Genomic DNA, 26,252 nt, shown 5'->3' with positions numbered 1-26,252 from the left:
TGCTCCGATAGTGTAGTCCGGCCAATCATTTCGGCCTTTCGAGCCGAAGACTCGGGTTCGAATCCCGGTCGGAGCATTTATTCTTATTGTAAATTTTAATTATTTTTAATGATTTATTTTCTATTTTTTTTATAACAATTTTATCTAAAACTATTTTTTTTGATTTTAATTTAGATTTTTTAATTTAATTTTTTATAAAAAAAGTAAAAAAAGAGAAGATAAATAAGAAGGGGTGGTTATTGTTTTTTGATTTCATCCATAAATCTATTTTTTATTTGTGATGGTGTAAGATCTATAATTGGTGCTTTACTATTTCCTGGTTCAACTTTTATATGTATGAATACTGGTCCTTTTTTATCAATATAATTAGTCATATCAATATCATCTGTTGAATTTCTTGCATCAATATAGTATACTTCATTAAATCCAATACTTTCTGCAATAGAAGATAGGTTTATGTTGGATGCATATGTTTTCTGAGAACCTGTAGACCCATATGCTTCATTGTCAATTAATGCAATTATGAGATTTGATGGATCTTGTGAAAAAACAGTAACAAGTTCACCAAAATTCATAAGAAGAGAACCATCACCATCAATAACAATAACCTTACGATCATCATCATTTTCCTCTAAAGCTAGAGCAACACCAAGACCAATAGGTGTAGCCATACCCATAGAACCTGACATGTAAAATGTCTGTTTTCTATCTTTTATTCCAAATAATTCACGTGATGGAAAACCAATATTTGAAACTATAAATTCATCATCAACAGTTTCAACAATCTTTTTTATAGCATCATAACGTTGCATCTTAAATCACATCCTTACTCCAATAACTAATTTCAAAAAGTAATGCTTGAGGTTCTTCAGATATTTGAGCTATATCCCATGTCTTTTTAACAATACTTTGAGCATCACATGGTTCATCTACAGTTTGATAACTAATATCTAGACTATCAAGAACCTTAGCTGTAGCTTTACTCATAGGAATTTGTCCATATACAGCCTCACCAATTGTACCTCTATGACTTATAATCATAAGTATAGGAAAATTATAAAGTTTCATAAGAGATGCAAGTACATTAACACTGTTTCCAAGACCAGAATTTTGCATTAAAATTGCAGGTTTCATACCACCCATATATGCACCAGCACAAATTCCAAATCCTTCCTCCTCACGTGTTACAGGAACATGTTTAATTTCATCATCTTCATCTATTAATTCAAGAAGTTTCTTAAGATTAGCACATGGAACACTTACAATGAAGTTAATTCCAGCATCTTTTAATCCTTGATATATTACATCAGTACTATCCATATTATACATTACCACCTAAAAAATTATTTTTCTATAAAAATTAAATTTAATAAGTATTATTTCTTTTTTTTCATGTTAATTTTTTTATTAAAGTTATTTTTTCATGTTATATTAATTATTTAACAAAGTTATATAATATAAAAATTTAATAATTATTTCATCAAAATTAAAATTCCCTTATAAAAAAAAATATATTTCAAAAACTTTCAAAATTGAAAGTGATAAGTTGGGAGGTGAATTTGTGGGGAGGAGAGTTTCATTTTTTTTGAAAATAAGTACAAGTGCTTATTCATCAAAGTATGATGTAATATCTAATCCTTTTTCTTGTGCCATTTCAGTTAATTGTTCATAGAGTGCTTCATCAACTTCTATACCATTTTCATAGTTTGTTGATATGTTTTGTACTTCACGATCTCCAGGAATAACACCATTTTCTTCTCTTATTTCACGTACAAATTGATCAACATAGAATTTAAATTGCATTGATCCACCAAAGAATTCAGGGTTAATTACAATTAAAAGGTCACCTTTTGTACACATTACATCTGGAGTTGCTGTACCTTCTACTTTTTCTCCACATGCTGCTGATACTAGAGGTCCTGCTAGAAGTTCAAACATAAATGCAAGACCATATCCTTTAAATCCACCAAATGGTAAGATTGAACCTTCAAGTCCTTCTGCAGGATCTGTTGTAGGATTTCCATCTTTATCAAGAGCCATACCTTCAGGTATTGGTTCGCCTTTACGTTTTGATTCAAGAAGTTTTCCACGTGCTGTGATACTTGTTGCCATATCAAGACAGATGTAGTTGTCTATATCATCAGATGGAATACTGATTGTAATAGGGTTTGTACCTAGTAATGCTTTTTTACCACCAAATGCTGCCATTGCAGGTTCAGTATTTGATATTACAATACCAATCATGTCTTGAATTGATGCAAGATCTGCATAGTAACCTGCAATACCATAATGGTTACTGTCATGTATACCTACAATTCCAACACCTGTTTCTGAAGCTTTTTTAACTGCAAGATCCATAGCTTTTACAGTAACATAGTGTCCAAATTTATGATTACCATTAATCATAGCAGATGATGCTGATTCTTTTTCTATTTCATAGTCACCATCAGTTTTTATTGTTCCTGCTTTAATACTTTTAATATATTGTGGGAATCTTCCAAGTCCATGTGTTGAAAATCCTTTAAGATCTCCATCTACAACAACTTCAGCAACGATTTTAGCTTCTTTAGATTCTACGCCGTATGCTTCAAGCATTGTTTCAATTAGTTTTGTTTCATTATCAATACTTATTTTCAAAGTATCCACCTCTAAGTTAATTGTTTATAAAAATTTATAATTCAATTTGTTTGTTATCATGTGTTGTTATTAAAACACGGTTGTCTTCATCTTCTTTAATTCTTCCAATAATGGATGCATCATGGTATTTGCTTAGTATGTCAACTGCTTGTTGAGCATATTTCTCATCAAGTATTACAGCAAATCCTATTCCCATGTTAAATACATGATACATTTCTTTATCTTCAATACCAGCTTCTTGTATTTGTTTAAATACTGGTAATATTTCTGGAAGATCATCAATGATGTATGTCATGCCTTTATTTAATCTTTTAAGGTTACTGAATCCTCCACCTGTAATGTGACCAAGTCCATGAACTTCAACATCACTATTTAATAGTTCCATAATAGGATCTACATAGATTATTGTAGGTTCAAGTAATGCTTCACCAACAGTTATACTTGGATCTGCTGGAAGTTTATCATTTACATCAAAGCCTGAAATGTCAAGTAATGCTTTTCTTGCAAGAGTTAATCCATTACTGTGAACTCCACTACTTGCAATACCAATTATTACATCTCCATCTTTAATTTCAGATCCTGTGATAATGTCTTCTTTTGCAACTTCTCCAATACCTGTACCTGCAAGGTCAAAGTCTTTAATAATTTTAGGAAGGGATGCTGTTTCTCCACCAATCATTGCGATTTTTGCTTGTTTACATCCTTCTTTTAATCCTTTTGCAATTTCTACTGCAACTTCAGGTTCTGGTTTTTCAACAGCAAGATAGTCAACCATAGCAATAGGTTCTGCACCAACACATAATATGTCGTTAACTACCATTGCAATACAGTCAATACCTACTGTATCGTATTTTTCCATTAATTTTGAAATTAATATTTTACTTCCAACACCATCAGTACTCATTGCTATTGCTTTTTCACCAAAGTCAACAAGAGCTGCGAAGTGTCCTTTGTTTTTTATAATATTTCTATAATTTAATGTTTCTGATAATTCACCTGTTAGTGCTGATACTGTTTGCTCTTCAAGTGATATATCTACACCTGCTTCAGAATATGTAACCATATTTATTCACCAAATTCAATTTATTTTTTAATAACTTTATGATAATTTCAACAAATTAAAGTTAAAACTATTATTAATATATCTTTTTTTTATTTTTTAAATTTATTGTAATCTTGTTGTTTCAAGATTCATCGGAGTTTTAGTTTCAATTTTGTAAGATCTGTAAATACTACTTGCAAGATCTAATGCTTTATATGCATCTCCGTGGCATACAAGGATTTTATCAGGTTTAGGGGATAGTTTACGTACATATTCCATTAATTGTTTACGATCACTGTGTCCACCAAATCCATCTACTGTTACAACTTTAAGATTTACATGGAATAATTTTGTAACACCTTCATGTTCAAGTGGTATTTCATCAAATCCTTTCTGGATACGACGTCCAAGAGATCCCTCAGACTGATATCCTACAAAGATAATTTCATTTTTCTCATCTTCACATAATGCTTTGAAGTATTCAACAGAGTTTCCACCAGTAAGCATACCTGATGTTGAAAGTATGATACATGGCTCTTTACTTGCAATAAGTTTTGCTCTTTGTTCATTGTTTGTAACTTTCTTAAATACCTCAGATGTAAATGGATTTTTACCCACATGGAATATTTGATCTCTAAGATCTTTACTTAAAAATTCAGGGTGTGCTGTGTGTATTGCTGTTGCTTCCCATATCATTCCATCAATATATACAGGAACATCTTTAAGTATTCCATGATTTATGTATTCTTCAAGTACAATCATTATTTCCTGTGCACGACCTACAGCAAATACAGGAATTAATACTTTTCCACCACCATTAAGTGTTGAGTAGATGTTTTTAATTAATTCTTTTTCAGCTGTATTACGTGTTGGTGTGTTATCTTCATGTCCACCATATGTACTTTCCATAACCATTGATTCTATACGTGGGAATCTTGACACAGACTGTTCAAGAAGTCTGCTTTTTTCATTTTTAAAGTCACCTGTATATACAAAGTTATGTTTTCCATCACCAATGTGAAGGTGTGCCATAGCAGATCCTACAATGTGTCCTGCATTGTGAAGTGTAAGTCTTATATCTGGTGATATATCTGTTACTTCACCATAGTCAAGAGTAATTGTTTTAGTTAATGCTTCTTTCACATCTTTTATATTAAATGGTAGTGGATTGTTTTCTCTGTGTGATATATCAAGATGATCCTGTTGAAGAAGTGTTGTTACATCACGTGTTGGTGTTGTACAATATACAGGTCCATCATATCCATAATGGTAGAGGTATGGTATAAATCCTGAATGGTCAAGGTGTGCATGTGTTAAGATAACAGCGTCAAGATCATTAAGATTAAATTCTGGCACATTAAGGAATGGGAATGCTGTTTTTTCATCAACTCCAGCTACATTTACACCACAATCAAGTAATACTTTACTATTTGGTGTTTGTAAAAATAGACATGATCTTCCTACTTCTCTAAATCCACCAAGTGATGTGAGTCTTACCCAGTCATTGTCAAATTTAGCTTCTCTGTGAATTCTTTTACCAATTCTTTGAAGGAAAGCTTTTCTTTCTTTACTATTTTTCTTTAATGCAAGTCTGATTTTACGTATTGTTTCAGATGTAATTGGAGGTGTTCTTAGAATCTTTGGAGCCCATCCTGTCTGTTTTACAATTTCACGTGATGTTGCACCATATTTACCAATAACAAGTCCTGGTTTTTTAGATTCAATAATAACTTCACATGTTACCTCATCAAATGCAATATCTGTAATTTCAGCATCTGATGGTACAATTTCCTCAATTTTTTCAATTGTCTCAGTTGGTGGTGAAAGTACAGATTTATCAGATCTGATAATTATACGTTTTCTTGTATCTTTTGCAAGTTCACGAATTAGATTTCCATTATCTTTTATAATTTCCGGATTTTTAGTATATATTACAACTTCAGGACCTTCAAATTCAACTTTTGCAAGTTTTACTTTTTCAGGTAACTTTTCTGTAATTTTTTCTGTAATCTCCTCAATCATTGTCATAACTTATCACTCTCTATATTTTTTTTATGTGATTGTTTAGGATTTTTCTTATTAAGTTTTATAAAAAAAAGTTTTATATTATTTTACCATTTCCTTTAGAATATCATATTAGAATTTTATATAAAAAAAATTAATAATCATTTAAATCTATATTTTTAAGGGGTTAATTTTCTTCTTTTGATTATTACTTAATATCATGTAGTGTTAATTCACAGATAAGTAGAATTGTTTTAATATCATATACCTAGAATTTAGGTTAAATATAAGTATGAATTAACATAATTTATTCATCTATTACAATTTTTTAAAACTATGAAATCTTTTTTTGAATTGTTTTTATAAAATAAGCAAACTATTATGATTTTTTTTGGAAGAAAAAATATTTCTTCTTCTATTGTTATTTTTTTCCATTATTTTTTTTAAATACCTTGATTAGACTATAAAAAATAAAAAATCTTAAATGTTTTAAAAAAAAGTAACATCTTAAAAAATAATTATATAATAGTTTTATTTTATCTTATATATATTTTTTATATTTTTATATTAAAAATTGGGTTTTAAAAAAAGAAAAGATGAAAAGAATATTAAATTAATTTTAAATTAACCTATAGTTGTGCTACAAGTTCTTCAATTTCTTCATTTGTATATGTTTTCATTCCTTCATCTGTAATTGTTGCAAGTCTGAATCCATTACCAGAGTATACATCACGTTGTTTTGCAGCACTGATAGCTTCTAGTGCAACAAGTCTTCCTTCATCTGTTGTTAAATCTTTTCTGTATTTGTTTTCAAGTACCCCATATGCAAATGGTGATCCAGATCCTGTTGATGTGTAATCATCATCAATGTAACTTCCACTAGGGTCAAGTCCATAGAGTTTTGGTCCTTTTTTATCTACACCTGTAAGTATGAGTTGTACTCCATATGCATTAGATTTAAGGATGTTACTTGTAAGTACTGCTATTGCTTCCATTGACATATCTTTTTCATTTTTAAGTTTGTATAATGCAATTTCTGCTTGTAGTACATCCATAAGTGTTTGTGCATGTGATACTGTTCCTGCAATTGTTGCTCCAACTTTATCATCTAATTGGTATAATTTGTTTACTGCTTTATTTGCAATTAATGCTCCCATTGTTGCTCTTGTTTCTGTTGCTAGTACAACACCATCTTGACATACAAGTCCAACTGTTGTTGTTCCTACCATGTTTTCATTTGATTGATTCATAATTTTATACCTCAATTATTTTTTGTGGTTGAATTTAGTTAGATTTAATTTAATTGAATAATAATAGTAATAATTTATTTTTTGTAATTTTTCTTTTTCATAACTTAATTAATAATAACTTCTTTCATATAATTTTTTTTATTTAAATTATTACCTATGTTTTTTTTTATACAATTTTATTTTTATTTTCTGTTTTAATATATTTTTATTTTATAATTAATATATAATAAGCTTATATTTATATAACTTTATGTTATTAAAAGTTTCATAGTTAGTTTATTGACTTTAAAATAAATACATCTAACAAAAAAATACAAAACAAGTCCTTATAGATAAAAATATTATCTGTGGTGATGATGTAAAAAAAAGAATATGGTAGATGAAAATCTATTCATCCATGTATTTTTCTTTAATTTCTTGTGCAATTTTCATAAATTCCTGTGCAGCTTCACATTCAGGGTCTGATTTAACAATAGGTGTTTCATCAATATCTGCAGCTTCAGATACAGCACTTCTAAATGGAAGTTCTCCAAGGAAGTCTAAATCCATTGCTTCTGCAAATTTTGCACCTTTTTGTTCACCAAATAAGTTAACTTTTTTACCACAATCAGGACATTCAAAGTATGCCATATTTTCAACAAGACCAATATTTTCAACATGCATCATTCTTGTCATTGATACACATTTAAGAACATCTTCTTCAGATACAGAACTTGGTGTTGTAACCATAACTGCAGCATCAAGATTTGGAATCATCTGAAGAACTGTTAAAGGTTCATCACCAGTTCCAGGTGGGTTATCAAAGATCATAACATCAATGTTACTCCATGCAACATCTGAAATTAACTGTTTAATAGCTCCTGTTTTTTGAGGTCCTCTCCATATGATAGGTGATGCATTACTATCAATTAAAAATGCCATTGAAGCAACATCTATACCATTGTCTGTTGTAACAGGGATGAGTTTATTACCTTTAACATCTAATTTTTTATCTTCAACTCCTAACATTTTAGGAACATTAGGTCCGTGAATATCTACATCAAATAGTGCAGTTTTAAATCCCATAGCATTAAATGCTTCAGCTAAGTTAACAGCAACTGTTGATTTTCCTACTCCACCTTTACCACTCATAACAGCAATCTTATATTTAATATTAGATAAGCTACGAGTAATATTGATATTTTGTTCCATAATAGCTTTTTTATCTTCTTCAGATAAATTAGCTCCATGTTCATGTGCCATTATATTTACTCCTATAAGTCAATATTTTCTTTCTATTACCAAAAATAAGGGAACTTGAATAAAATCCTCTCACATTCCCATAATTAATAGAATAAAAAAAATTTAGTTATAATAATTTGTCATTATTTTTAATGTACATATATAATTTTTAATTTTAGTAACTTATAAAGTAAACTATATTTTTTAAAAATAAAACATATAAAATTCTAGAAAATCAGCATATCTTAATAAAATAATATTAAATAATTTACAACACTAAAACATTAAAACTAGAAAAAAAATAAAAAAAGAATGAAGTTTATATTATTGAACTTTCAGGGAGAATCTTAAGAAGTATATTATTATACATCTTAGATCTTTTAATTTCTGATATATCACCAAGACGATATCCTTCAACTTCAACATCAGCAATTTTTTCATGATATTCATCGTATGGAAGCTTAATTCTAAGACCATCAAGCTGACTTACAATAGGCATAGGAGATATGCTATCTGCAATTTCAGGAATTTCACGTTCAAGAATAATTTTAACAATAACAGGAGATATTATAAGTGGATCTTCCTCTATTGATTTTCTCTGATCTTTAATTAAATCTTCAGCAGTAGATGCAAGTTTTCTTAATGCTCTAATATTTTCTCCACGTTTAAGACGACGAGGAATTCTTCCAAATCCTGTAACATAAGCATTAGTATTAAGTTCTTCAGCTGTAAGCTCAGGACTACCAGTTACAATAACAGGAATATCAATATCTTCAAATAAGAATTTTTTCTTACGAATACAATCTTCAAAACTTCCAAGTGAAAATACAGCAAGGTCATGTTCTTCAATAAGATCTTTTTCTTTTTTACTTATCTGTGAAATACCTTTACCTGCACCACGAGCAAGACCAATCATATTTGTTTTTGTACCATAACGTCTTAGATATTCTGCAATATCACATGCTGCATGAGGAAGGTGTTGATGTGCAAGTGTTGGTGAAACAACTGCAATTTCAGTACTTGCAAGAGGTGAAATTTCAACATCACCTAGTAATTCTTTAGCTTTTTGTTGAATTTTATCTACATCTTCTTCAGGTACAGCAATAGTAATACTAATATCTACTTGTGCTTGGTTTTTCTGAAGAATAAAGCCACCTAAATCTTCAATTAACTCTTCCATTTCATAATGTTTATGAACTCCGCCTGTATAAGTCATTGTTGCATACATAATTTATTCTCCAATAATTCATATCTTTCATTTAAACGATCAATAATATTTCTAGACACATTTTTATGTGATGAGACAACAATCATATCATCTTCTATTTCAACATCCATATAATCAGCCACTACAATATAGTCATAATCTTCATCAACAACATTAAAACCCATATCAACTAATGTGTCTTTTAAAAAGTTTGCATATACTTTAACTTTAATATCTTTCCTTTTATCTTTTTTTTCATTATTTTGATTAATTAAGTTTTTAATATATTCAATCTTTTCACAATCAAAGTTAGTATTAAAACGTTCACATAACATCATAATACTATCAAGAAGTTGTTTATATGAATTTAATTTAATAGGAATCTTATCAATATTAACTTCAGTTTCAGATAATGTAATTATAACATCACCATCTGCATCATTAATTTCAGAGGGTAAAACCACCCTATAATCTCTAATTCCTGCAATCTTAAGTACATCATCACACATTGGTGTTGTAAGTATCTTCATATTAAATCCTATCTCAAATTTTTCTATATTTTAATAAAATAATTAAAATCTATTATATTATAATATCTATATTATTATACTTATGATTATATTATTTAATTGATAAAATAATATTTATTATAAAAGTGGTAGAATTTTTTTTTATAAAATTAAATTCTTCTCAACAATCAAATAAATGGGAAAATCATAAAAAAAATATAATATAAAAATATAGCATTTTATGTGTGATAACAATGACAGATGAAAATATAAACAATGAAGATGTAAAATCACAAATGATATTTAACAAGCCACCAATAATTCATTTTCAAAAACCACAACCAGACATACAAGAGAGTGAAATAACAGCAGAACAACTAGAACAACAACCTGATGAAATCATACCAATATCTGAACCATCACTTGAAATTATACCAACAGCACACATATCAGATGAAAGTGTAAAATCAGTAAGAGAAATAATTCATGAAAAAAGACCAGAAATAGTGGCAATAGAATTAGATTTTGCAAGATACAGATCACTTATGGATCAGAAAAATGGAGTGCAACGTGAAGCTGAATTTAATCTTAAAGAAACATTAAAATCATCAAATCTAATTGTAACAATAGTAACAGCACTACTTTCACATATGCAGGCAAAAATGGGAGAAGAAGTAGGAGTAAAGCCTGGATCTGAAATGATGGAAGCAATAGAAATAGCAAAAGAAGTAAATGCAGATGTTGCACTAATTGATCGTGGACTTCAAACAACACTAAAGCGCACAATCAATGCAATGACATTTCGTGAAAAAATATCATTTGGATGGGAAATTCTAAAATCACTCTTTATCATGGATGATGCAGATGAAGAAGAATTCAGAGAAGAAATTGAGGAATTAAAACAAGATGATATGATACAAGAGGCAATGGGATACTTCAAAGAAGCAACACCAGGAGGATATAATGCACTTGTACATGAACGTGATGCATACATGGCATACTATCTTAAAAGTCTTGAAGATAAAAATGTAGTAGCAGTAGTAGGTGCAGGACATAAAAGTGGAATAAAGGAGTATCTTGAAAATCCGGAGACGATACCCCCCATTGCAGAGATAGACCATGTTAAAGAGTCTAAATATTCAATAACACAGATAATACTAGCATTAATTCCAATAATATTTGTTCTATTATTCATTGGAGCATATATAAATGGTGTAAATATACAAGGAGGAATTATAAATTACCTAATATTTGCAGGAGGAGGAGCATTTCTTGGATCAATACTATCAGGATCAAAGATACAATCAGCACTAGTAGGACTAATTGCTGCACCAATAACAGTACTTCATCCACTTCTTGCAGCTGGATGGTTTTCAGGAATAGCTGAAGGAAAACTAAGACATGTATCAATGCATGATTTAACAGCATTTCCAAGTTGTGAATCATTCAAAGAATTATGGCAAAATAAGCTATTTCGTGTAATAATAGTAGTTCTTGGAACAAACATTGGAACAACAATAGGATTCCTATTATCTGTAAATGATGTACTAATGCCATATCTACATGCAATATTAGGAATATAAAAAAATAAGTAAGTAATAATATAATATGTGGGGAGTTGATTAAATCATGTCATATCTAATATATAGATGTAATTGTGGACGAGTATTATATTCAAAAGATACAACAAAAACAAAAAAATGTACATGTGGAAAGACACTTGATGTTAAAAAAAGACGAATACTAAAAATTGCAGACACAGCACAACTTGCAACAGAAGCAGTACAAGATATGCAAGAGGAAATATATGGTGGTGTCTGTTTTAAAACAGCAGATGAGCTATAAATTTACTCATCTTTCATACTATTTTTTATCCTACTTATTTCACCTGTTATCTTACATGCATTACATGGACTTTGAGCTGTAGGCTGATTGCAAAGTTCACACCTTTGAAGATTAACACCTGATGGATCTTGTTTTATATTAAATGTTTTTTTAAATGATTCAAATATACGCTTTTTAATACCATTATTTTCTTCTTCAAGCATGTTAAGAAGAAGTTTTACATCAGATCTTTGTGATGTAGTTGAATATGGACATTCCATGTCATGAATTTCAATATCATTAATAACACACCAAATACCAACATCTTTTTCAGGAAGCTGCCAGAGAGGCTTAATTCTTGGCGTCATACTTTCATGTATTCTTGCAAGACGTGGACCAAACTTTGGAAACTTATTTTGATCATTACGACAAAAACTCATAAGAAATGACTGAATTTCATCGTCCATATTATGTCCTGTTGCAATCTTATCACAGTTATGGTCATCTGAAATCTTATTTAGAAGATAACGTCTATAAATTCCACAGGGCATACAGCTACTTTTATAAATTCCACTAATTTCATCAAGAGAATAGTTCCACTGATCCTTAAATGAATGAACATAAAGTGGTATTTTAAGTTTACGACAATTATCATGTGCAGACTTTATTCCATCACTACGATATCCACTAATACCCTCATCAATACATACAGCTTCAAGAGAAAAGTCAAAATCTACATACTGCTGATATTCATATAACATGTGTAGTGTAAGAATACTATCTTTTCCACCAGATACACCTATCATAATCTTATCATTTTCCTCAATTAGATTATAATCACTAAGTGTTGTGAAAACATTTTCCTTAACATAACTATTAAATTCACTTTTTTCAATCTTCATAATTAATTAATTCCCCAAAAAATAAATTCTATAAAAAAAATAAAATTCTCTAATTTCTTTCTAAAAAAAGATAAAGAGGTAAAAAAATAGGTTTGGGAGGTTAGTAAAAAAATATTACAACCAAATTTTCTAATCCTTTATAATATTTTATCTGATGCTTGTTTAATTACATCAATAATTGTATCAAGATCATCCTGTGTTAATGATGGATGTACAGGTATTGATAATACTTCACTAGCAGCACTTTCAGCTTCAGGACAGTTTCCTGTAATATTTTGTGCTTGGTAGTATGGTTGTTTGTATAATACAATAGGATAATGTACTCCTGTTCCAATTCCATTTTCATTTAGGAAGTCTTTAAATTCATCTCTTTTTGCAACACGAATTGTGTACTGGTGGAATACGTGTGTTACATCATCTGCAACATATGGAGGTGTTACACCATCAATTTCTTGGAGATGTTGTGTTAGGTATTCTGCATTTTCATTTCTTTTTGCATTAAATTCATCGATATGTTTAAGTTGTGTAAGACCAATACTTGCTGCAATATCAGTCATACGATAGTTATATCCAAGAATTTCATGTTCATATCTTTGACTTTCACCATGTGCACGTACCATACCTGCTTTTTCTGCAAGTTCTTCATTGTTTGTTGTAACCATTCCACCTTCACCAGTGGTTATGTTTTTAGTAGGATAGAAACTGAAACATCCAAGATCTCCAATACTTCCAATTTTTTTACCTTTATATACAGCACCATGTGCTTGTGCAGCATCTTCTATAATTTTAAGATCATGTTTTTGTGCAACTTCACAAATTGCATCCATATCAGCAGGTTGACCATAAAGATGTACAGGTAGTATTGCTTTTGTTTTATCTGTAATTTTTTCTTCAACTGATGCTGCATCTAAGTTAAATGTTTTAGGATCAATATCAGCAAATACTGGTTTTGCTCCTGAATATAATACTGAATTTGCAGTAGCTGCAAATGTAAATGGTGTTGTTATTACCTCATCACCAGGACCAATATCTGCAGCAACTAATGCTGTGTGGAGTGCAGTAGTTCCTGAACTTGTTGCTACACCATATTTTGATTGTGTATATTGTGCAAATTCTTTCTGGAATTGTTCAACTTTTTTTCCTTGTGCAAGCATTCCAGATTTTAATACTTCAGTAACTGCTTCTATTTCCTCATCTGTTATTATTGGTTTTGCGATATTTATCATAAAATTTTCCTCATAAAACAATTAATATGGAAAAATCCATCCTACAACTTTTCTTTTTTTGGGACTTCCTTTTTTTTCATATCTTTATAATATATAATATATATAATAAATAAATATTTTTTCTATATCTTATAGTTATTTTTGTAAAATTAAGATAATTAGTATTTATTTTTAAAATATTTATATTAATTTTAGTTTATATTAAATAATATATATTTTGTTTTAAGATCTAATTAAGTTTTTAATTTTTATGGAAACTTTATGAAATCATTTTTACACTATTATTTAAATAAAATTTAATAATTTATCTTTAAAGATATAATAGTAAGAAAAAAAAACTTAAATGGGATAATAAGAATTCAAAAGATTATCTGAATTTTTTATTATAAATTTATATTTTTAATGGGAGATGTAATATTTTATGGATACACATTATATAGAAGAAGGATTAGTAAAAATAGAAGTACCAGATTTTGAGAAAGTATCAGCAAAAGCACCAGTATTTTATAATCCAGTAATGGAATTAAATCGTGACATATCAGTTTCAATAATAAATCAGTACAGACGTGATATTGACCATGACATTAAGATATTTGATGCATTTGGTGGAACAGGAATAAGAGGAGCACGTTATAGTAAGGAAATTCCAGGAGTTGAAGAAGTAACAGTGGGTGATGTAAATCCATGTGCTGTTAAAATTGCACAAGATAACATGAAACTTAATGGTCTTGATAATGTTACTGTTGAAAAAAACGATGCAAATATTATGCTTCAATCAAATAAGGGACTTTTTGATGTTGTGGATATTGACCCATTTGGAACTCCTTCAATGTTTCTACAATCAACAGCTGCAAATATAAGACCTGGTGGACTTATTTGTATAAGTGCAACTGATACATCAGCACTTTGTGGAACATATCATGATCCATGTTTTAGAAAATATGGAGCACAACCCCAGAAAACAGAGTACTGCCATGAAAATGGTATAAGAATACTTATTGCATCAATTGCACGTAATCTTGCAGTTAATCAGAAGTACATGGAAGTATTATTTTCACACAGTACAGAACATTACATGAGAGTATATGGTATTGTAAAACGTGGATCTAAAAAAACTAATGAATCACTAGATAATATTGGATTTATTGCACATTGTCCTAACTGTCTACATCGTGAATATAGTTATGGGTATGCACCTCATCTTCCAGAATGCTGTCCTGAATGTGGTGAAAAATACGACATTGCAGGTCCTCTATGGCTTGGAAGTATATGGGATAAAGACTTTATTAAAAGAACAATGGATTCACTCGTTGAGTTGAAATTAAATAAGAAAGATGAAGTACTTAAATTACTAGGTCAATGTTATGATGAAGCAGAAGGTCCTGTAAGTTTCTATGATATCCATAAAATATGTAAGAAGTTAAAGATCAGTTCACCAAAAATTAATGATGTAATGGATGAAATTGCAAATCGTGGATATTTCATATCAAGAACACACTTTAAATTAACAGGTATGCGTACAGATATGCCACTTGATGAACTTAAGCAGTTAATTAAAGATATTAAAGAAGAAAAACTCGGATCTGAAAATTAGAAATTAAATTTTACATCTCACCTTCTTCCACTTTTTTTTAAATTCTCTCTTTTTTTTAATAAAATTATAAAAATAGTATAATAAATTCTCTTTTTAGGTGTATAATTGCTAATTTAATATTCTATAAAAAAATAAAAATAAAAAAAAATTTTGGAGGTTAAAGTTCTTTTGTCCATACATAGAAAGATTTTATTCATAGTTTAACATGTTATGTGTGTAGTAGTATTGTAATTCTGGTGCATGTTCAATTTCATATGCACGGTATGGATTATTAAAGTATGGGAATATTGATCCTGTTGCAGCATGCATAATTCCACCTAAGTGTCCAAATTCTTTACAACATACCTGGTAGTATAATGGGAATCCACAACCCGGATTTATAAATACACTTCCTTGACGTACTGTTCCATGCCATACCATAGGAATAGGACCTTCCTGTCCACGTTCTTTTGCCATTTCAAGTACTCGTGCCCATGCATCATCAAAGTTGTCATAGATTTCTCCATCAACCTTATAATTCCATTTATCATCAGGAACACCATTAAGACCATAGTCAAGAACCTGATTCCAGTCAATATTAACTTGTGCACCTGCTGTATCCATAAATGCCATCTCAATAATATAGATATTACCATTCATGAAATTCCTATAATTTGAGCTTCCAGCATAATGAAGAACTATAGCACATTTAGATCCATGTTCTTGTGCATATTCAGAAAGTAGATTTGAATGAACATGATTAGGATACATGTCAGGATTTGCAATCTTTACAAATGCAAGACGACCTAATGGCTGAACATCATCAGATTTCTCACTACTTACAAATAAAAATGCAATTCCTATAAGAATAATGATGATAAATACTGTATACCATTTCATTAGTTTTCACCGTATCTTTTTTTTAAGAATTTATATAGTTATATATTATTTTTCTCATAGTATTATAATATTTATATGAATTATTTTTTAAATAAAACTTTTCAATAAAAAAGCTTAATTATTGTAAATAATCTATTTAAAAGTTAAAAATTTTTATATATTTTCAAAAACTATATAAATTAATATAAGTATAATCTAATTTAACTTAACTAGATTTTATATAACTTAAGTATAACATCCTTTTTTTTAAGGATAAGTTAATTTTGATAGGTAATTTCAAAAAGACAGAATAAAAAATTCTAAAAACATTAAAAAAAATATTATGTAAATTTTAAAAATAAAAAAATGATATGAAGGGACATGATTATGGTAAATGATGGATATTCACAATCTAAAAGTTTAGATATTATAGGTCTTGAAATGGATGATTTAGATAAAAAAATCCTAGAACTACTTAGTGATGATGGACGTAAATCTTATAGGAAAATATCAAGAGAACTTGGAGTTTCTGTTGGTACAGTACATAATCGTGTAGATAAACTTACAAAACATGGAATAATAACAAAATTTGTACCCGTAATTAACCATGAAAAACTAGGATATAATTTAACTGCAATTATAGGACTTGAAATTAAGGGTGGAACAGTAGATTTCCTAGTTGAAAATGATGTATATCAAGATAATATTCTTGCAGTATATGGTGTAACAGGACAATTTGATGGTATGGTAATAGCAAAATTTAGAAATACAAAAGAATTAGATATCTTCATTAAACAATTACTAAATGAAGAAACAGTGATAAAAACATATACTCAAACTGTACTTGACATTGTAAAAGAAGAATTAAATACATCAACAATATCATTTGAATAGATAATTTGGGGGAGAATTTAGATAATGACAGTTCCAGAATTTCCAGATACACAAGATAAAAATCCAGATGTGGCAATATCACTTACAAAGGTAGGGGTAACAGGAGTTAAGAAGTTATTAAAACTTCCACGTGGAGAAAATAAACGTCCAATAGTATTACTTCCAACATTTGATGCATTTGTAGATCTTCCATCAACACAAAAAGGAGTTCATATGTCAAGAAATCCTGAAGCAATAAGTGAAGTAATTGAGGAAGCTACAAATGAAAATGAAACACATATTGAAAATATCTGTGCAAATATTGTAAAAAGACTACTTCAAAAACATGAATATGCAAAAAATGCTGAAATTCATGCAAAAGGAGAATATGTTATACATAAAAAGTCACCTGTAACACAGAAAGATACACAGGAAACAACACAGATAATTGCAAAAGCAATAGCACATAAAGATGATGATGGAAATATAACAGTTAAAAAGATGATTGGTGCTGAAGTTGTTGGAATGACAGTATGTCCATGTGCACAAGAATCAGTAGAGGAAGCATCAAAAGAAAAACTAGAAAAATTCCTTGATGAACAAACACTTATGAAAGTTCTTGATGCTGTTACATTTGCATCACACAACCAGCGTGGTATTGGAACAATACTCCTTGAGGTAAATGAGGATCAACAAGTAAATGTTGATGATTTAATTGAAATTATACAAAATTCAATGAGCTCACAGGTATGTGAAATTCTTAAAAGACCTGATGAAAATAGAGTTGTAATGAATGCTCATGAAAATCCAGTGTTTGTAGAAGATTGTGTACGTAACATGGCACTTGGAATTCTTGAAGTTTATCCTGATCTTGATAGTGACTCACAAGTTACAATAAAACAGGTAAATCAGGAAAGTATACACCAGCATAATGCATTTGGTGAGAAAATTACAACATTTGGACAGCTTAAAAGTGAATATATGGGATGATAAAAGATGCATGTAATGGAAATATCAAGAGAAATAATGGATTATTTAAATGCTTTTAGAGGATCAAAACCTGTTGTACATAATTCAGATTCAATGATTATTAAGGGTATTTGTGGAGATAAAATTGCAGCTGATGCAAGAGAAGCAAAACTTAAAGAATTACTTGAACATATTGACTTTAAAGAAATTAGTGCTGAATCTGAACGTGCAAATACAATAACACAGAAAATAGATCAAGTATTTAGAAATACAACTGGTGTTTTTGATCAGTCAAATGGTATTGGTGGTATTGAAAGACTTAAACATACCTTTGAAATTACAGGATTTGCAATAGATTACATCATTGGTCTTAAGGATAATATTGCAGTGTTTGTTGCAATGTGGTCTGATAAGTCAGGTGTAGGACCTATGTTTGTTGAGGCAATGGTTGTAAATATAGATGCAGCAGATGATGAGAAAATTATGGTGTAGAATATAATTTCTACTCTAATTAATTTTTTAATTTTCAACTACTTTTTTTTAATATTTTAAATTTTTACTTATTTTAGTGTGATTAATTATGATTTCAAAAAATGAAGCACGAAAGATCCTAGATTATGATATAGTTGATATACTAGATTTACTTAAAAAAATTAACATTCAAAGATCAAGCCATGAAATTACATATTCAAAGAATGTATTTCTACCTTTAACACATATATGTCAAAATAATTGTGGATATTGTACATTTAAACAAACACCAGAGGATGCATCATATATTCTTATGAATGAGGATGAAACAAAAAATCTACTAACTCAAGCACAAAAATACAACTGTACAGAAGCACTATATACATTTGGAGAAAATGCAGATACAAACAACTATGTAAAAGCAAAACTAGATGAATATGGATATGAAACAATGGTCGACTATCTATACCATCTATGTGAGGTAACACTTAATAAATACAATATACTACCACATACAAACATGGGAATAATAGACTATGATGATCTATATAAACTATCACAAGTTAATGCATCAATGGGACTGATGCTTGAAACAACAAATCGTAAACTACTAAAAACAATAGTACACAAAGACAGTCCTGGAAAAGATCCAAAGAAACGCCTAAATTACATAGAAAATGCAGGAAAACTAAATATACCATTTACAACAGGATTACTTCTTGGAATAGGAGAAAGTAAAGATGATCATATCGACTCACTCTTTGAAATACGAAAACTACAAGATAAATATGGACATATTCAAGAGATAATACTTCAAAACTTCAAACCCAAAAAAGGAATTGCAATGGAAGATCATCCAGAACCTGAAATTGTAGATCTAATCAAGATTGTAATAGTTGCAAAACTACTATTTAATGATGTAAGTATACAAATACCACCAAATCTAAACAGACAACTATTGCCCATATTTATAACAACAGGAGCAGATGATGTTGGTGGAATATCACCAGTAACAGAAGACTTTGTAAATCCAGATGCACCATGGCCTGAAATTAATGAAATACAAAAACAAGTAGAAAGCCTAAATTACACACTCAAAGAAAGACTTCCAGTATATGATAAATATATAGATAGAAAATATCTAAGTAAGAAAGTATATGATAAAGCACTGAAATTACAAAAAAAGATATAAAAAAAAATAGTAAAAGTAGGGTGTTGATATAAATAATTTAGTTTACTTTTATATCAACAACTGTGTGATGAACACCAGGTGAGTATTTCTTAATACTGCGTTTATTAAGTACTTCAATTGTTCGTCCACAGTTTTTTGCTGCCTGTTTTACACGTTCAACAGGTCTTTTAAATAATATTGGCTCTGGTGTTGATTCATGATAATGAATAATTCCACCCTCTTTAAGATAACGCATAGCATCATCAAGGTAATGATGGGTTGTTCCAATATATCCCATCATAATTCTATCTGCAACATGATCAAAGTCCTGCTTTGCACAGTCACCAAGAATAGGTTCAACGATATCTTCAACCTTATTTAATTTAATATTTTCACAAAGAAAATTATGTGATACAGGATTTATTTCAATTGCATGAATCTTTTTGACATTTGAATGTACAGCCATAGGAATTGTGAAATATCCAATACCAGCAAACATGTCAATAATAGTTTCACCATCCTCAGGAAGTGTACTCATTCTCTGTCTTTCTGCTGTATTTCCCTTAGACCACATTACTTTTGCAACATCAATTTTAAATTTACAATGATTTTCCTTATGTATAGTTTCTGTTCCCTCACCATATATCATCTCAATTTCAGGTTCTCTTTTTTGTCCATGAATATGTCCAATTTTCACAACCCTATTAATATATGGAAGTTCTACTAGTTCATCTAAGTTTTCAGGAACATTTTTAACAACAAGTATATCTCCAATTAATTTACCTTTCATTATATTTAAACCTCAAAAAAATAATAAAATAAAAAAAATCTAATTTTTTATAGGTACTCCCATGTAATTTATAAGTTCAATAAGATCCTCAAATGCCATTAACTCCTGTTTTAGTACGTCAGTTTTTGATAATGTTCCACTCATTTCACCATCAGCTGTAAGCATGTCAGGACCTCTATGAATAAGACGGAAACGTCCATCACTACGTAAAATTTCCTCAGCAACAAGGTCATGAACAAAACAACGACCAGGAATAATAACAGTATCTTTAACTTCACTAAGATCAATAGCACGAAGATCATCAGGTCTTATAAGACATGCAATTTCCTGTTCTGTTGCAACAACATTTACATGATCTGCACATCCAAGATTTTCAAAGATCTTCTCAATATATGGTGCAGAAATTTTACTTGTAATAATTGTAGCTTCAGCTTTAACTTCTGTTAATACTTCAAGGTACTCCATGTTTTTATCCTTTGCAAGAGCATATGGAGTGTCATTTTGTGGATCACACACTGGTGTTCCTGTAACACGGAGACTGTATTCTTTTGCTGTATCTTCAACAAGTCTTCTGAATTCATCAACACTCTGCTGTTGAACTGATGGTATGATAGGTTCACTATTAAGTATAAGTCCCTGATTTTGAGAATTTGCAAAACGCATCAAGATAAGTGCCTTTGCACCCCAACTTTCAAGATCTTCACAAGTTTTTCTTAAAACTTCACCATCATTAACACCAGGTATTATAATAGATGCTGCATGAACATCACATGATTCACAAAATCTTTTAAGTCCCTCAATTGATGCTTCAGGTGTTGGATCATGCATCCACTTATATCTTAGCTGTGGATCTGTTGCAAATGCTGTGTATGTTGTCTCTGTAACATTATTATTAATAAGCTTATCAACAACATCTGCATCATCAAATCCCTTACCACTAGTATATCCAAGGTGTGTTTTAAGACCCATATTATTTATTGAATCTGTAAGTTCAAGAAGATGTGGATAACAACTCACATCACCATCACCTGTAATATTTATAAGAGTATCTTCTGGTATTTGTGTTTGAAAAATATTAGTTTGTAGTGAGGATAATACCTGGAATGGTGGTATAAAATCACGTGTCATATTTGTATCAGTTGTACAATGAGCACATCCAATCTGTCCAGGAGGACAGTTTTTACACCCTAGAACTGTTGTACCTTTAACATTTCTAAAATAGCAGTATTCACAAAATCCTCTGCAATTTTTACCAGGTATTCCTCCAACATCAGCCATTATCTGCATAAATATTATATTTATCTGTGTTATTTAATTAAGTTTTTTAAGAGCAGTGTTAAAAAAATGGCTGATTTTTAATTATAAAAAAAATAATTTTTATTATCAAAATTATTATCAGAGTCTTTTTAAAAGAAATATAAATTACTAAATCATATATATAATTAAATAATAGGAGGGATAATTTTATGGTACAAAGTAACTTATTTAATTATAATCAACCTTCTAAAATTATCAATACACAGTATGAATCATTTAAATTTCCATCTACAAGATATCAGGGAAGTAAATTAAAACTTTGTGATTGGAAAAATGAAACAAAAGATTTGAATTTTACAACAGTATTAGATGCATTTGGTGGTACTGGTTGTGTTTCATATACTTATAAAAAGATGGGAAAAAAAGTTACATATAATGATTTATTAAATTTTAATCATCAATTTGGAAAAGCTTTAATAGAAAATAATGAAATCACTTTAAATGAAGAAGACCTTAATTTTATATTAAAAAAACATGATGATATAGAATATAAAACAATAATTCAGGATAATTTTAAAGATACTTATTTTACAGATGAAGAAAATAAATGGTTAGATATTACTATAGCTAATATAAATGAATTAAATAATGAATATAAATTTGCTCTAGCATTTTTTGCTCTTTGCCAAGCATGTATTATAAAAAGACCATATAATTTATTCCATAGAAAAAATTTATACATGAGAACATCAGATGTTAAGAGATCTTTTGGAAATAAGAAAACATGGGATACACCTTTTCAAGATTGGTTTTTAAAATTTGTTAATGAGGCAAATAATAGTATTTTTGATAATGGACAACAGAATATGTCATTAAATCTTGATGTGATGGATATTACCAACTTATCTGAGTATGACTTAGTTTACATTGACACACCTTATATTTCAAGTAAAGGTTCAACAGTAGATTATTATGGATTTTACCACTTCTTAGAAGGAATGTTAATTTATGATGAATGGGAAGATAATATTGACTATAAATCAAAACATAACAGATTAATTCCTAAAAAAATGTATGGAATGATAAAAAAGCCATTACTAATGAGTTTGATAAACTTATTAACAAATACAAGATAATACATTAGTTATTTCATATCGTAGCGATGGAATTCCCTCTAAAGAAAAACTTGAGGAAATAATTAGTCAATATAAATCTAATGTTAGTGTTAAAACTTATGGAAATTACAGATATGCTTTATCAAAAAATAAAAAATCTGAAGAATTATTATTCATAGGTGAGTAAAAATGTTTCAAAAAGAAGAATTTAGAAAAGATCTACTTGGATATTTTGATGAATTCAAAAAAGTTATCACAACAGAAGATAATGAATGGGTTGTAAAAGGTTTCATAGATATTTATAAAAATATTTACACTATATCATTAGATACAAAAGTAATTTCTAAAATTATAGAGCTCATGCTTTTTCCTAGTATATTAAAATTTGCATCAGAACATAATTATAAAGTCTTACCTGCACAACATCAAAACCATTATCCTGATATTACACTTATCACAGAAGATGATGAAAAAATAGCTGTTGATTTAAAAAGTACATATTATAAAAATAAAAATTCAGTAAATGGATTTACACTAGGTTCATTTACAGGATATTTCAGAAATAGAACATCAACTAAAAAATATCTTGTTTCCTTACAATGATTATTCAGCTCATTTTGTTTTAGGAGTCATTTATAGGAGAAGCAAACAAGAAGTTAATGAATATAAAAAATATACTATTGATGATTTAGATAGTATAACTTCAGTTGCTAATGATTTCACATTTCTACTCCAAGAAAAATGGAAATTAGCAACAGATAAACCTGGAAGTGGAAATACTAAAAATATTGGATCTGTTAAAAATATAGATAAATTAATAAATGGTAAAGGATCATTTTCAAATCGTAGTGAAGAGGTCTTTGATAATTATTGGATGAATTATTATACTAAAGATATGGCAAGAGCAATAGATTCAAAACCTCCATATACTAACCTTCAAGAATACGATGAATGGGTAAGGAATCTTAAAATATAAAATAAATTAATTATCCATTTTTTTTTGATAGAGCTTTTTTTAATATAGTAAAATATAATCTATGTTATAAACAAAATAAATAATATATATTTATAATTTAATTTAAATAGGAAGTTAAGATTTATGATAGGAAGACGAACACACATTGTTGATTGTAGGGAAACACGTGGAATAGGTGAAGGTGGAGGAATTGCACAGCGTGGAACATATGCAAAAAGTGGAAGTGAACTTGTAGCTGTTGCAATGTCCCCTGGACGTAGACATATTACAAAACCTGTATGTGAAATTACATTTGCACTTCGTGAAGCAAATATTGAAACAAGTACACTTGTATTAAATGCAGGATCTGGAGTTCCAAAAGATGCACCTGGTGGAGGAAACTCAGGACTTTTCGGTGTAACACCAAAAGAAATAGCACAGATGGAACGTCATAATATTGTACTTTTCCACTTTGGTGGTGTAAAAAACCATATTATCTACAAGGCAAGACATGCTCTTAGAAATGTTGATAAACCTATCGTTATAATTGCACAGTATCCTCTTGACTTTGAAGACTTTGCAAAAATAGGAGTTAAAACAAGGGCTGTTATGCCAGAAAAACCAGAAACAGCTGGTACAATCGTTGAAATTATCACCGATGTTATACGTGGAGAATCCTGTTCACAGGAAAAACTTGATGAAATTATTGACAAAGTAAACTTTGCAATTACAGAATATGGAAATTAGATGGGAAAAAAGATGAGTATTTACTCTCTTTCTTTTTTTCTTTTAATTTATTTTTTTATTAATTTATTATTTTTTTAAAATTTTTGATTCTCTTTTTTTTATAGTGGGGGAAATACATGATGAACTTCGCATATAATCTAGGAATTATCATTATTGCAGTTGTTTTAGCATTTTTTACTGGAATGTTTTCAAATCTTGAATATGATAGTAAATCAGAAAATGTTAATAACTTAATTATTGATGCACCTAGAAGATCTAAAAAACATAAATTATTTTTTAAAACAACAACTTCAAATTCAATTCTTCTTGTAACAATAGTTACATTAACGGGAATTATATTTCAAACATTACAGCCAATAGTCGATACGATGCCGGCATTAGTTTTATCAGCACTTATTGCATCTGTTATATATACAATTATTACAATTGTTGCATATATGGCTAAAATTACAACTCAGGCATTGTATGATCAACCATTACATGTCGATGTTTTAGTTGAAAATAGTATGCAACTGGTTATATCTTCATTTATTTGTAGCTTTGCAATAACACTTATTTCATATATTCTCTTTGAAAATATGGCATTTAATATGAGTGTATTTATATTAAATTTAATACTTGCAGTTGCAATTGGATCAATATCCACTATTGTTGAAGATAGAGTAGTTTGTAAAATATATCATAATGATAATGATATAATTTTAAGAGAAGATAGTTTTAATCTTAAAATTTTACAACTTAAAGTACAGGGTTTAATTAAAGGTATAGTATTTTCTGTATTGATTCTACTATTTTTTGTATTATTTGCATTACTTGGCACATTTAATGCAATGGTAGTGGTTATTATTGTTGTAGTATTATTATTTATAGGTGGTGTATTAGCATGAATGATGACATAGTAGCATATGAATTTTTAAGATTTTCATGTGTTGGTATAAGTATTATTATGATGGCATTTGCCCTATTGCTTCCAAGTTTTAGTGGTGTATTTTCAATTATAGTAGCTCTTTGTGGTATATTATATATGACAAACACAATTCGCCGTACAGATGGTGGTTATTTATCTGATTGTATTGTAACATTTATCACAATTATATGTTCTATAATATCCTTAATAGTTGCCCTCAAAATTGGATACCTTTCAATGATAATTAGTATAATAATATCTGCAATTGTTGGAATAATAGTGGGTGTAATATTAAAACATATTTCAAATATAGAAGATACACATTACATGATGGATATTTCAGTTTCATCACAAATTGCAGTAATTGCAATGGCAACATTTATAGCATCAACATTTAACATAAATATAATAAATACAAACATGATAGAAAATGGAGTTATAATACTTCCTATACTAGCAGTAGCTCTAATATCACAACTAGCATATAACACATCAAAAGGACCAAATGAAGAACAAATAAGAACATTAAATGTAGCAGTAATATATACATTTCTAATAATGATAGCATTATCAATAATACAACAAAATACATACAACTACATTTACATGATAATATGCATAATATGTTTAATAGCTTCACTAAGTAAGTTTATAAAACATGTAAAACACCAGGCAGCATCAATACAATATTATAGTCTAACAGATGGAAGAAATAATAAATAA

27 protein-coding genes and 1 tRNA gene are annotated in these 26,252 nt (G+C 29.1%); 14 read left to right on the top strand and 14 right to left on the bottom strand.

Annotated elements, in window-relative coordinates; translation table 11 throughout:
* Window position 1: 1 nt before the first annotated feature.
* A tRNA-Glu gene (locus MRZ80_RS02915) sits at window positions 2-76 on the top strand.
* A 160-nt stretch (window positions 77-236) separates the two neighbouring features.
* Here MRZ80_RS02915 and comE read toward each other — a convergent pair.
* The 9 genes from comE to MRZ80_RS02870 form a co-directional block, all read right to left on the bottom strand.
* The gene (gene comE, locus MRZ80_RS02910) at window positions 237-812 is read right to left on the bottom strand and encodes a sulfopyruvate decarboxylase subunit beta (RefSeq protein WP_292536015.1); all 576 of its coding nucleotides are present in this window, start codon (window positions 810-812) and stop codon (window positions 237-239) included.
* 1 nt (window position 813) lies between these two features.
* Window positions 814-1,320 carry a sulfopyruvate decarboxylase subunit alpha gene (gene comD / locus MRZ80_RS02905; protein ID WP_292536013.1) on the bottom strand — a complete coding sequence of 169 codons (507 nt, stop codon included), beginning with the start codon at window positions 1,318-1,320 and terminating at the stop codon, window positions 814-816.
* 285 nt (window positions 1,321-1,605) lie between these two features.
* Window positions 1,606-2,637, bottom strand: coding sequence for an L-sulfolactate dehydrogenase (gene comC, locus MRZ80_RS02900; RefSeq protein ID WP_292536011.1), 1,032 nt, complete (start codon window positions 2,635-2,637; stop codon window positions 1,606-1,608).
* A gap of 34 nt (window positions 2,638-2,671) precedes the next feature.
* On the bottom strand, window positions 2,672-3,700 hold the full coding sequence (purM, locus tag MRZ80_RS02895) for a phosphoribosylformylglycinamidine cyclo-ligase (RefSeq protein ID WP_292536009.1): 1,029 nt from the start codon (window positions 3,698-3,700) through the stop codon (window positions 2,672-2,674).
* 102 nt (window positions 3,701-3,802) lie between these two features.
* A complete protein-coding gene (locus tag MRZ80_RS02890) occupies window positions 3,803-5,707 on the bottom strand; it encodes a beta-CASP ribonuclease aCPSF1 (protein WP_292536007.1) in 1,905 nt (634 codons plus the stop codon).
* 605 nt (window positions 5,708-6,312) lie between these two features.
* The gene (psmB, locus tag MRZ80_RS02885; protein ID WP_292536005.1) at window positions 6,313-6,933 is read right to left on the bottom strand and encodes an archaeal proteasome endopeptidase complex subunit beta; all 621 of its coding nucleotides are present in this window, start codon (window positions 6,931-6,933) and stop codon (window positions 6,313-6,315) included.
* A 387-nt stretch (window positions 6,934-7,320) separates the two neighbouring features.
* Window positions 7,321-8,175, bottom strand: coding sequence for an Mrp/NBP35 family ATP-binding protein (locus MRZ80_RS02880; RefSeq protein WP_292536003.1), 855 nt, complete (start codon window positions 8,173-8,175; stop codon window positions 7,321-7,323).
* Between the two features lie 298 nt (window positions 8,176-8,473).
* Window positions 8,474-9,382, bottom strand: coding sequence for a methanogenesis marker 7 protein (locus MRZ80_RS02875; RefSeq protein ID WP_292536001.1), 909 nt, complete (start codon window positions 9,380-9,382; stop codon window positions 8,474-8,476).
* Window positions 9,367-9,891, bottom strand: coding sequence for a hypothetical protein (locus MRZ80_RS02870; protein ID WP_292536000.1), 525 nt, complete (start codon window positions 9,889-9,891; stop codon window positions 9,367-9,369). Before MRZ80_RS02870 ends, MRZ80_RS02875 begins: the two co-directional genes overlap by 16 nt.
* Before the next feature lie 233 nt (window positions 9,892-10,124).
* Here MRZ80_RS02870 and MRZ80_RS02865 point away from each other — a divergent pair, with 233 nt between their 5' ends.
* Both MRZ80_RS02865 and MRZ80_RS02860 read left to right on the top strand, forming a co-directional pair.
* Window positions 10,125-11,453 (top strand): TraB/GumN family protein, encoded by a 1,329-nt coding sequence (locus MRZ80_RS02865; RefSeq protein ID WP_292535998.1) that lies wholly within the window; start codon window positions 10,125-10,127, stop codon window positions 11,451-11,453.
* 46 nt (window positions 11,454-11,499) lie between these two features.
* Entirely contained in the window at window positions 11,500-11,715 is a 216-nt protein-coding gene (locus tag MRZ80_RS02860; RefSeq protein WP_292535996.1) for a DUF1922 domain-containing protein, read from the top strand.
* A 2-nt stretch (window positions 11,716-11,717) separates the two neighbouring features.
* Here the strand turns inward: MRZ80_RS02860 and MRZ80_RS02855 are convergent, their stop codons facing one another.
* The gene (locus MRZ80_RS02855; RefSeq protein ID WP_292536021.1) at window positions 11,718-12,599 is read right to left on the bottom strand and encodes a TIGR00269 family protein; all 882 of its coding nucleotides are present in this window, start codon (window positions 12,597-12,599) and stop codon (window positions 11,718-11,720) included.
* Window positions 12,600-12,733: 134 nt separating this feature from the next.
* Window positions 12,734-13,822 carry a DegT/DnrJ/EryC1/StrS family aminotransferase gene (locus MRZ80_RS02850; protein ID WP_292535994.1) on the bottom strand — a complete coding sequence of 363 codons (1,089 nt, stop codon included), beginning with the start codon at window positions 13,820-13,822 and terminating at the stop codon, window positions 12,734-12,736.
* A gap of 421 nt (window positions 13,823-14,243) precedes the next feature.
* Here MRZ80_RS02850 and MRZ80_RS02845 point away from each other — a divergent pair, with 421 nt between their 5' ends.
* Window positions 14,244-15,416, top strand: a complete 1,173-nt coding sequence (locus MRZ80_RS02845) for a tRNA (guanine(10)-N(2))-dimethyltransferase (protein WP_292535993.1) — start codon at window positions 14,244-14,246, stop codon at window positions 15,414-15,416.
* Between the two features lie 189 nt (window positions 15,417-15,605).
* Here MRZ80_RS02845 and MRZ80_RS02840 read toward each other — a convergent pair whose 3' ends face one another.
* Entirely contained in the window at window positions 15,606-16,295 is a 690-nt protein-coding gene (locus MRZ80_RS02840; RefSeq protein ID WP_292535991.1) for a hypothetical protein, read from the bottom strand.
* A gap of 366 nt (window positions 16,296-16,661) precedes the next feature.
* Between MRZ80_RS02840 and MRZ80_RS02835 the strand changes: the two genes are divergently transcribed.
* From MRZ80_RS02835 to cofG, 4 genes are all read left to right on the top strand, one after another.
* Complete coding sequence (locus MRZ80_RS02835) at window positions 16,662-17,168, top strand: Lrp/AsnC family transcriptional regulator (RefSeq protein ID WP_292535989.1); 507 nt, start codon at window positions 16,662-16,664, stop codon at window positions 17,166-17,168.
* 24 nt (window positions 17,169-17,192) lie between these two features.
* On the top strand, window positions 17,193-18,137 hold the full coding sequence (mptA, locus tag MRZ80_RS02830; protein ID WP_292535987.1) for a GTP cyclohydrolase MptA: 945 nt from the start codon (window positions 17,193-17,195) through the stop codon (window positions 18,135-18,137).
* A 6-nt stretch (window positions 18,138-18,143) separates the two neighbouring features.
* Complete coding sequence (locus tag MRZ80_RS02825) at window positions 18,144-18,608, top strand: DUF2120 family protein (protein WP_292535985.1); 465 nt, start codon at window positions 18,144-18,146, stop codon at window positions 18,606-18,608.
* A gap of 88 nt (window positions 18,609-18,696) precedes the next feature.
* Window positions 18,697-19,779 (top strand): 7,8-didemethyl-8-hydroxy-5-deazariboflavin synthase subunit CofG, encoded by a 1,083-nt coding sequence (cofG, locus tag MRZ80_RS02820; RefSeq protein WP_292535983.1) that lies wholly within the window; start codon window positions 18,697-18,699, stop codon window positions 19,777-19,779.
* A gap of 37 nt (window positions 19,780-19,816) precedes the next feature.
* Here the strand turns inward: cofG and MRZ80_RS02815 are convergent, their stop codons facing one another.
* Together MRZ80_RS02815 and mmp10 are read right to left on the bottom strand one after the other, a co-directional pair.
* Window positions 19,817-20,548: a class I SAM-dependent methyltransferase family protein gene (locus tag MRZ80_RS02815; RefSeq protein ID WP_292535981.1), complete on the bottom strand. Its 732-nt coding sequence runs from the start codon at window positions 20,546-20,548 to the stop codon at window positions 19,817-19,819.
* A 39-nt stretch (window positions 20,549-20,587) separates the two neighbouring features.
* Window positions 20,588-21,835: a methyl coenzyme M reductase-arginine methyltransferase Mmp10 gene (mmp10, locus tag MRZ80_RS02810; RefSeq protein ID WP_292535979.1), complete on the bottom strand. Its 1,248-nt coding sequence runs from the start codon at window positions 21,833-21,835 to the stop codon at window positions 20,588-20,590.
* A 179-nt stretch (window positions 21,836-22,014) separates the two neighbouring features.
* On the opposite strand from mmp10, the gene MRZ80_RS02805 reads away from it, so the two are divergent.
* From MRZ80_RS02805 to MRZ80_RS02780, 6 genes are all read left to right on the top strand, one after another.
* A complete protein-coding gene (locus MRZ80_RS02805; protein ID WP_292535977.1) occupies window positions 22,015-22,941 on the top strand; it encodes a DNA adenine methylase in 927 nt (308 codons plus the stop codon).
* Between the two features lie 168 nt (window positions 22,942-23,109).
* Window positions 23,110-23,523, top strand: coding sequence for a type II restriction endonuclease (locus MRZ80_RS02800; RefSeq protein ID WP_292535975.1), 414 nt, complete (start codon window positions 23,110-23,112; stop codon window positions 23,521-23,523).
* Window positions 23,507-23,896: a type II restriction endonuclease gene (locus MRZ80_RS02795; protein ID WP_292535973.1), complete on the top strand. Its 390-nt coding sequence runs from the start codon at window positions 23,507-23,509 to the stop codon at window positions 23,894-23,896. The genes MRZ80_RS02800 and MRZ80_RS02795 overlap by 17 nt, the downstream gene beginning before the upstream one ends.
* Window positions 23,897-24,019: 123 nt before the next feature.
* Window positions 24,020-24,622 (top strand): methyl-coenzyme M reductase I operon protein C, encoded by a 603-nt coding sequence (gene mcrC, locus MRZ80_RS02790; RefSeq protein ID WP_292535971.1) that lies wholly within the window; start codon window positions 24,020-24,022, stop codon window positions 24,620-24,622.
* Between the two features lie 116 nt (window positions 24,623-24,738).
* A complete protein-coding gene (locus MRZ80_RS02785) occupies window positions 24,739-25,509 on the top strand; it encodes a tetrahydromethanopterin S-methyltransferase subunit E (protein ID WP_292535970.1) in 771 nt (256 codons plus the stop codon).
* Complete coding sequence (locus MRZ80_RS02780; protein ID WP_292535969.1) at window positions 25,506-26,252, top strand: tetrahydromethanopterin S-methyltransferase subunit C; 747 nt, start codon at window positions 25,506-25,508, stop codon at window positions 26,250-26,252. The genes MRZ80_RS02785 and MRZ80_RS02780 overlap by 4 nt, the downstream gene beginning before the upstream one ends.

Origin of the sequence: Methanosphaera sp. (assembly GCF_022768985.1) — an archaeon.
In the GTDB taxonomy this organism is placed as follows: Archaea; Methanobacteriota; Methanobacteria; order Methanobacteriales; family Methanobacteriaceae; genus Methanosphaera.
Note: the sequence above shows the minus strand (reverse complement) of the source record. Positions and strands in the feature narration are given on the sequence as shown.

Excerpts from the sequence above, each read along its gene's own strand:
- comE (WP_292536015.1), bottom strand. The coding sequence starts at position 812 with ATGCAACGTTATGATGCTATAAAAAAGATTGTTGAAACTGTTGATGAT.
- comD (WP_292536013.1), bottom strand. The coding sequence starts at position 1,320 with ATGGATAGTACTGATGTAATATATCAAGGATTAAAAGATGCTGGAATT.
- purM (WP_292536009.1), bottom strand. The coding sequence starts at position 3,700 with ATGGTTACATATTCTGAAGCAGGTGTAGATATATCACTTGAAGAGCAA.
- MRZ80_RS02890 (WP_292536007.1), bottom strand. The coding sequence starts at position 5,707 with ATGACAATGATTGAGGAGATTACAGAAAAAATTACAGAAAAGTTACCT.
- psmB (WP_292536005.1), bottom strand. The coding sequence starts at position 6,933 with ATGAATCAATCAAATGAAAACATGGTAGGAACAACAACAGTTGGACTT.
- MRZ80_RS02880 (WP_292536003.1), bottom strand. The coding sequence starts at position 8,175 with ATGGCACATGAACATGGAGCTAATTTATCTGAAGAAGATAAAAAAGCT.
- MRZ80_RS02875 (WP_292536001.1), bottom strand. The coding sequence starts at position 9,382 with ATGTATGCAACAATGACTTATACAGGCGGAGTTCATAAACATTATGAA.
- MRZ80_RS02870 (WP_292536000.1), bottom strand. The coding sequence starts at position 9,891 with ATGAAGATACTTACAACACCAATGTGTGATGATGTACTTAAGATTGCA.
- MRZ80_RS02865 (WP_292535998.1), top strand. The coding sequence starts at position 10,125 with ATGACAGATGAAAATATAAACAATGAAGATGTAAAATCACAAATGATA.
- MRZ80_RS02860 (WP_292535996.1), top strand. The coding sequence starts at position 11,500 with ATGTCATATCTAATATATAGATGTAATTGTGGACGAGTATTATATTCA.
- MRZ80_RS02850 (WP_292535994.1), bottom strand. The coding sequence starts at position 13,822 with ATGATAAATATCGCAAAACCAATAATAACAGATGAGGAAATAGAAGCA.
- MRZ80_RS02845 (WP_292535993.1), top strand. The coding sequence starts at position 14,244 with ATGGATACACATTATATAGAAGAAGGATTAGTAAAAATAGAAGTACCA.
- MRZ80_RS02840 (WP_292535991.1), bottom strand. The coding sequence starts at position 16,295 with ATGAAATGGTATACAGTATTTATCATCATTATTCTTATAGGAATTGCA.
- MRZ80_RS02835 (WP_292535989.1), top strand. The coding sequence starts at position 16,662 with ATGGTAAATGATGGATATTCACAATCTAAAAGTTTAGATATTATAGGT.
- mptA (WP_292535987.1), top strand. The coding sequence starts at position 17,193 with ATGACAGTTCCAGAATTTCCAGATACACAAGATAAAAATCCAGATGTG.
- MRZ80_RS02825 (WP_292535985.1), top strand. The coding sequence starts at position 18,144 with ATGCATGTAATGGAAATATCAAGAGAAATAATGGATTATTTAAATGCT.
- cofG (WP_292535983.1), top strand. The coding sequence starts at position 18,697 with ATGATTTCAAAAAATGAAGCACGAAAGATCCTAGATTATGATATAGTT.
- MRZ80_RS02815 (WP_292535981.1), bottom strand. The coding sequence starts at position 20,548 with ATGAAAGGTAAATTAATTGGAGATATACTTGTTGTTAAAAATGTTCCT.
- mmp10 (WP_292535979.1), bottom strand. The coding sequence starts at position 21,835 with ATGCAGATAATGGCTGATGTTGGAGGAATACCTGGTAAAAATTGCAGA.
- MRZ80_RS02805 (WP_292535977.1), top strand. The coding sequence starts at position 22,015 with ATGGTACAAAGTAACTTATTTAATTATAATCAACCTTCTAAAATTATC.
- MRZ80_RS02800 (WP_292535975.1), top strand. The coding sequence starts at position 23,110 with ATGTTTCAAAAAGAAGAATTTAGAAAAGATCTACTTGGATATTTTGAT.
- mcrC (WP_292535971.1), top strand. The coding sequence starts at position 24,020 with ATGATAGGAAGACGAACACACATTGTTGATTGTAGGGAAACACGTGGA.
- MRZ80_RS02785 (WP_292535970.1), top strand. The coding sequence starts at position 24,739 with ATGATGAACTTCGCATATAATCTAGGAATTATCATTATTGCAGTTGTT.
- MRZ80_RS02780 (WP_292535969.1), top strand. The coding sequence starts at position 25,506 with ATGAATGATGACATAGTAGCATATGAATTTTTAAGATTTTCATGTGTT.